Below are 6000 nucleotides of genomic sequence, written 5' to 3'. Positions count from 1 at the left end.
CGAGCGGCCACCACGGTCGTCACGGTCACGGTTGAAGCCACCCGAGCGCTCGCGGTCACCGAAGCCACCGGAACGGCCACCACGGTCATCGCGGTCACGGTTGAAGCCACCCGAACGGCCACCACGGTCGTCACGGTCACGGTTGAAGCCACCCGAGCGCTCGCGGTCACCGAAGCCACCGGAACGGCCACCACGGTCATCGCGGTCACGGTCACGGCCGAAGGCCGGACGCTCGCTGCGCGCCTCGCGGTACGCCGGGGTGCGCTCCTCGACCTGCGGCGCGGCGGCCGGAGCCTCGGCAGCGGCCGGGGCGGCCTCCTCGCCGGCCTCGGCGGACGCGGCCGGGGCCTCGTCCTCGATGCCCAGCTCGGCCCGCTCGCGCGCCGCACGGGCGGCCAGGCGGTCGGCCTCCTCGCGCAGCTCGGTGGCGCGGCGCTGCGCGCGCTCCAGCTGGCGGGTCATGTCGGCGAGCTCGCGCTCGGCGGCACCGGCGATGTTGGCGGCGCTCTCGGCCTGGACCTCGGTCAGCGAACGGGCGCCGGTGATCTTGGCGACCTCGGCGTCGAAGGCGTGGTCCAGGATGTGGCGGCTGGCGTCGACGCCCGCGTCCTCCATCAGGCGGAAGACGCCGCGGCGCTGGTGCGGCAGCACCAGGGTGACGACGGCACCGGAGCGGCCGGCCCGCGCGGTGCGGCCCGAGCGGTGCAGGTAGTCCTTGTGGTCGCCGGCCGGGTCCACGTTGAGGACCAGGTCGATGCCGTCGACGTGGATGCCGCGGGCGGCGACGTCGGTGGCGACGACGACGTTGACGTAGCCGTCCTTGAAGTCGCCGAGGACGCGGGTACGGGCGCCCTGGGTCATGCCGCCGTGCAGCGCGTCGGCCTTGACGCCGGCCTCGATCAGCTGCTCGGCAACGCGGTCGGCGCCCATCTGGGTGCGGACGAAGATGATGGTCCGGCCCTTGCGGGCGGCGATCGCGTTGGTGATCGGCGCCTTGTCCTTGGGCTTCACCACGAGGATGTGGTGGGTCATGGTGGTAACGGCACCGGCCGACGGGTCGACCTCGTGGGTGACCGGGTTCTTGAGGTAGCGCTTCACCAGGGTGTCGATCTCGTTCTCCAGGGTGGCGGAGAACAGCAGGCGCTGGCCGCCGGCCGGCACCTGGTCGAGGATCTCGGTGACCTCGGGCAGGAAGCCCATGTCGGCCATCTGGTCGGCCTCGTCGAGCACGACGGTCTGGACGTCGTCCAGCTTGGCCGAGCCGCGGTTCAGCAGGTCGCGCAGGCGGCCCGGGGTGGCGACCAGGACGTCGACGCCGCGCTCCAGCGCGTAGATCTGGTTCGACATCGAGGTACCGCCGCAGACGACCTTGAGGCGCAGGCCGAGCACCGAGCCGAAGGGCTCCAGGGCGTCGGCGACCTGCATGGCCAGCTCGCGGGTCGGGACCAGGATCAGGCCGCGCGGGTGCTTGGCGCGGGTGCGCTCGCCGTCGGCCAGACGGGTGAGCAGCGGCAGACCGAAGCTGAGGGTCTTGCCGGAGCCGGTGCGGCCGCGGCCCAGCACGTCCTTGCCGGCCAGGGCGTCCGGGATGGTCGCGGCCTGGATCGGGAACGGGGTGGTGACGCCGCGCTTGGCGAGGGCGCGCACGACGTCGTCGTGCAGGCCCAGGTCGCCGAAGGTGATGGTCGGCTCGGCGGGCTCGGTGTCCTCGGCCGCCTCCTCGACGGTCTCGGCGGCGTCGGCGGTCTCGGTGACCTCGGCGGCGAGCTCCGCGGCCTCGGCGGTCAGTTCGGTGGTGTCGGTGACATCGGTGACATCGGCGGCAGCCTCGTTCGCGGGCATGGCGAAGCGGGCGTCGTCAACGAGAGACATGCAAAACCTTCCGGAAGTGGCACGCGCCAAAGTCCGGGGTTCTGTTTCACAACCGCCTCTATGCGGTCAGCCACGGATCGCCGGAACGCGCCAAGGGCGCCAGATGGGAATAGGGCGCCAATCAAATGAATCAAACGAACGATCTACCACCATAGAGGAACCTCGGGATCGGAGGCAAATGCCCTGGCCAGGCCGCTAATGCGCACCCGCGGCAGGGCTCGGGGCCGAAGATCCGGAGCTGCCGGTCGAGGGCTGCGGGCCCGGCGGGACGGTCGCGGCCGGCGTGGTGCGCTCCGGGTCCGGGGTGCCGGACGGGTGGCCGCTCGGGGTGGCCGACGGGGTTGCGGCCGAACCGCCGCCGGACCGGCCCTCCCCGGTGCCGGTGGTCCCGCCGGTGCCCGTCGAGCCGCCGGTCGAGGCACCGCCCGGGTGGGGCGCGGGGCTGGTGTTCGCGCCGCCCGACGTACCGCTGCCGCCCGGCGCGCCCTCGGGAGCGGCCGCCCCCGGCACCGGGACCACCCCGGCCACCACGCCGTTCGCGCCGGGCGCGAGCTCACCCGGCGTGGCGCTCGTCGCCCCGGCAGGCGCGTTCTCGGCCTGCAAGCCCCCCTGGTGCTCCGGGCGCCCCGACGCGCCCCCCGGGTGCCCGCTGGCGGCCGGCGCCGAGGGGCCGCCCGTCGCCCCCGGCCGGCCCGCCGGACCGGCCTGCCCGACCGGCGCCACGCCGTGCTTCTCCTCCGCGCCCGGACCGACCGACATGCACCCGGTCAGGCCCAGCCCGGCCACCGCCAGCACCGCCGCCGCCCGTACCACCGCGCCCGAACCCGCCGCCCGCACCGAAGCCACCGAGCTTCCTCTCCATCGCCCCACCCGGGCCGCCCACTGGCGCGCGGCCGCTTTCGGTGCCCAACGCGCGCCGGGCGCGGCGGGACACGGGTGGGTGGCGCGGTTCTCGGCGGCCGCCCCCTCGGGAGCCCGTCCGGGAAGCACCCGGAGGCCCCCCGAGCCCACCCGGAGCCCGCTCGGGGCCCGCTCAGCCCCAGAGCGCCGAGGCCAGCTCCGCCCCCGCGTACACCGCGCCCAGCCCCGCCGCCAGGCTCCCGGCCACGTTCGCCACCGCGTACCGCCCCGCGCCGGACTCGGCCAGCCGCAGCGTCTCGTACGAGAAGGTCGAGTAGGTGGTCAGCGCCCCGCAGAAGCCCGTGCCGACCAGCAGTTGGACGTGCGAGGAGGCCGCGCCGGCCGCCACCGCCCCGGTCAGCAGGCCGAGCACCAGGCAGCCGAACACGTTCACCGTGAAGGTGCCCCACGGGAACACCGAGTCGTGCCGGGACTGCACCGCCCGGTCGGTCAGGTACCGCAGCGGGGCGCCGACCGCCGCGCCCGCCACCACCAGCAGCCAGTTCACTCCGCCGACTCCCCCGCACCCGGGCCCGCGCCCCCACCCGGACCCGCCTCCGCCCCCGGGCCCGCGGCCCGCCCCGCGTACCGGACCACCTCGCAGCGGTCCAGCAACACCAGCCCCTCCGCGACCAGTTCCTCCAGCTGCGGCAGGAACGCCCGCACCCGCTCCTCCTCGTCCACGATCACCACCGCCACCGGCAGGTCCTCGCTCAGCGACAGCAGCCGCGCCGTGTGCACCAGCGAGGAGGCCCCGAAGCCCTCGATCCCCCGGAACACGCTCGCCCCGGCCAGCCCGGCCGCCCGCGCCCGGTGTACGACCTCGCTGTACAGCGGCCGGTGGTGCCAGGTGTCGCTCTCCCCGACCAGGACGGTCAGCCGCAGCGCCGGCCCGCCCAGCCGGCTCACCGGGCACCGCCGCGGTGGATCACACGCCGGGTCAGCACCGCGGCCGCCCACACCGCACCGAGCGCGCCCGCCAGGGTCAGCCCCAGGTACGCCAGCCCCGGCCCGAGCCGCCCGGCCTCCAGCAGCCGGCGGACGTCCACGGCGTACGTCGAGAAGGTGGTGAACCCGCCCAGCACCCCGGTGCCGAAGAACGGCCGCAGCAGCGGGTGCGCCGGACGCCCCTCGGTGACCAGCACCAGGAACACCCCGATCACCGCGCAGCCCACCACGTTGACCAGCAGCGTCGTCCACGGGAAGGCCGACGGCCCGGTCTCCCAGCCCAGCCCGGCCGCGTACCGCGCCAGCGCCCCGATCGCCCCTCCCGCCGCGACCACCGCCACGGCCGGGCCCTGCCCGCGCAGCACCGACGGACGCGGGAGCGCCGGTGTCGCCGCCGCGGGATCGTCCACCGCATCCTCCGAGGTCGTCACGGGCCCATCAAACACCGCTGTCCGCCGCCTGGCACACCGTCACCCCAGACCCGACAATGATCCGGTGGAGATGACCCGGGAAGAGTTCGAGTCGCTGGTCGCCGACGCCCTCGACCAGATCCCCCCGAAGCTCGCGGCGATGATGGACAACGTCGCGGTCTTCGTCGAGGAGGAACCCGACCCGGCCGACCCGGAACTCCTCGGCCTCTACGAGGGCACCCCGCTCACCGAGCGCGGCGAGTGGTACGCCGGCGTCCTGCCCGACCGCATCCTGATCTACCGCGGCCCCACCCTGCGCCACTGCGAGACCCACGAGCAGGTGGTCGAGGAGGTCCGCACCACCGTCATCCACGAGGTCGCCCACCACTTCGGCTTCGACGACCACGAGCTGGACGAACTCGGCTGGTCCTGAACCCCGCCGCCGCAGCCCCCTCCGGACGCCCCACCCCCACCCGGCCCAAACCCGTTTTGGCGATCCGCCCCGCATCCCATATGCTTCTCGACGTCCCCGGGAACGCTGGAAACAGCCGAACGGACCACAAGCCCTCATCGTCTAGTGGCCCAGGACGCCGCCCTTTCAAGGCGGTAGCACGGGTTCGAATCCCGTTGGGGGCACGCAGTACCGTAGTAAAGTGCAGTGCCTCAAGACCTTGGTGGTCCGCCACCACAAGGTCCCGTGGAGCAGTTGGTTAGCTCGCCACCCTGTCAAGGTGGAGGTCGCGGGTTCAAGTCCCGTCGGGATCGCTCGTCTCGCAAGAGACGGTGCAGTACGGCCAGGTAGCTCAGTTGGTACGAGCGTCCGCCTGAAAAGCGGAAGGTCGCCGGTTCGACCCCGGCCCTGGCCACATAGCCTGAACAGGCACGATGCCCTCGAAGCGGAAAGCTTCGGGGGCATTTTCGTGCCATTCGACGCCGACGGCTCCGAATCGCGGCGAACCCCGGGCAGCCTGGTGGGGCCGCCCGGGGTTCGAGGAAGAGTGACGCCGATCACAAGCCTTCAACTTCGACCATGGTGCCGTCAGGGCCATGCGTGAAGATCCGGGGTGTCCCCATCCGGCTGATGATGGCCCGCATCGCGGCTTTCTTCTCCTCCGGAGTCGGCCCGTCCGGATCAGTGAGACCGAAGCCTTGGAGAGCCACCTCGTAGGGGTCCATGTCCTCTGCCTCCGGCATGCCCTCCAGCACGAAGCCGAAGAAGAACCGAAGCGCCTCCTCCCCCAGGTCGAGAGGATGGAACGGCAGCGGGTACGGCCCCTTGGCCGGCCATCCCGGCACCGGATCCACCGGGTGCTCCCCGGCCCAGAAGGGCGCCTCGAACGGCAGCGGCTCACCGATGTTCTCCATCACCCCGCTGCCCGGCGAGAGGCTGAGCGAACGGACCAGCTGCCCGTCCTCCCAGACCGCGAAGGCCAGGAAGTCCACCACGCTGTGCATCCAGTGCACGACCAGTCGGCGTCCCGCGCTCGCATCGATCAGGTGCTGCGGCAGCCGTGAGGGATGGTCACCCACCCAGTGCTGATCGCAGACGATGTCGACTCCGGGGAAGCTGCCGAGGTAGGCGGTCCCGTCCGGCGGGTACGTCGCGTCGCCGAGCTCGCACCTGGCCGACTCCGTGACCTCCCACCCGGGGTAGAGGCGGCCGACCAGCTCCGCCGTCCGCTCCGGATCCGCTTCCGCCGGCAGCCGCAGCGGGCCGGACGAAGCAGGGGCCATATAGACGAGCAACCCAGTCTTGGCTCCCACGGTCAGTTCCTCTCCAACACGGCGAACCCCTCGGTCCGGGGGCAGGCCGCAAGCTACCAACCGCGTAAGACAGCGGTGCCCGGCAAGACCTGGGTCTTACCGGGCC

The 6000-nt window shown here is 73.1% G+C and carries 7 protein-coding genes and 3 tRNA genes; 4 read left to right on the top strand and 6 right to left on the bottom strand.

All coding sequences use genetic code 11. The annotated features are described in order from the left end of the window. The 5 genes from ACZ4W5_RS32235 to crcB (ACZ4W5_RS32215) all read right to left on the bottom strand — a co-directional run. Positions 1-1872: DEAD/DEAH box helicase (locus ACZ4W5_RS32235; RefSeq protein ID WP_465658534.1), on the bottom strand; the 1872-nt coding region annotated here is incomplete at its 3' end. A 195-nt stretch (positions 1873-2067) separates the two neighbouring features. Next, positions 2068-2718, bottom strand: coding sequence for a hypothetical protein (locus tag ACZ4W5_RS32230; protein ID WP_360237831.1), 651 nt, complete (start codon positions 2716-2718; stop codon positions 2068-2070). A gap of 187 nt (positions 2719-2905) precedes the next feature. Next, positions 2906-3280: a fluoride efflux transporter CrcB gene (gene crcB, locus ACZ4W5_RS32225; protein ID WP_360237829.1), complete on the bottom strand. Its 375-nt coding sequence runs from the start codon at positions 3278-3280 to the stop codon at positions 2906-2908. Then, a complete protein-coding gene (locus ACZ4W5_RS32220; protein ID WP_465658532.1) occupies positions 3277-3681 on the bottom strand; it encodes a DUF190 domain-containing protein in 405 nt (134 codons plus the stop codon). Before ACZ4W5_RS32220 ends, crcB (ACZ4W5_RS32225) begins: the two co-directional genes overlap by 4 nt. Next, the gene (crcB, locus tag ACZ4W5_RS32215; protein WP_465658530.1) at positions 3678-4151 is read right to left on the bottom strand and encodes a fluoride efflux transporter CrcB; all 474 of its coding nucleotides are present in this window, start codon (positions 4149-4151) and stop codon (positions 3678-3680) included. The genes ACZ4W5_RS32220 and crcB (ACZ4W5_RS32215) overlap by 4 nt, the downstream gene beginning before the upstream one ends. 70 nt (positions 4152-4221) lie before the next feature. Here crcB (ACZ4W5_RS32215) and ACZ4W5_RS32210 point away from each other — a divergent pair, with 70 nt between their 5' ends. The 4 genes from ACZ4W5_RS32210 (at position 4222) to ACZ4W5_RS32195 (ending at position 4996) form a co-directional block, all read left to right on the top strand. Continuing rightward, positions 4222-4563 carry a metallopeptidase family protein gene (locus tag ACZ4W5_RS32210; protein ID WP_360237987.1) on the top strand — a complete coding sequence of 114 codons (342 nt, stop codon included), beginning with the start codon at positions 4222-4224 and terminating at the stop codon, positions 4561-4563. A 130-nt stretch (positions 4564-4693) separates the two neighbouring features. Continuing rightward, a tRNA-Glu gene (locus ACZ4W5_RS32205) sits at positions 4694-4766 on the top strand. A gap of 55 nt (positions 4767-4821) precedes the next feature. After that, positions 4822-4895: transfer RNA gene (locus tag ACZ4W5_RS32200), tRNA-Asp, on the top strand. A 27-nt stretch (positions 4896-4922) separates the two neighbouring features. Then, positions 4923-4996 (top strand) — tRNA-Phe (locus ACZ4W5_RS32195). A 142-nt stretch (positions 4997-5138) separates the two neighbouring features. Here the strand turns inward: ACZ4W5_RS32195 and ACZ4W5_RS32190 are convergent. Further along, the gene (locus ACZ4W5_RS32190; protein ID WP_465658529.1) at positions 5139-5894 is read right to left on the bottom strand and encodes a DUF6928 family protein; all 756 of its coding nucleotides are present in this window, start codon (positions 5892-5894) and stop codon (positions 5139-5141) included. Between the last annotated feature and the right edge of the window lie 106 nt (positions 5895-6000).

The organism is Kitasatospora sp. NPDC029367 (assembly GCF_055569135.1).
Note: the sequence above shows the minus strand (reverse complement) of the source record. Positions and strands in the feature narration are given on the sequence as shown.

Bases quoted from the DNA above. Each gene is read 5' to 3' on its own strand.
- ACZ4W5_RS32210 (WP_360237987.1), top strand. From the start codon at position 4,222: ATGACCCGGGAAGAGTTCGAGTCGCTGGTCGCCGACGCCCTCGACCAG.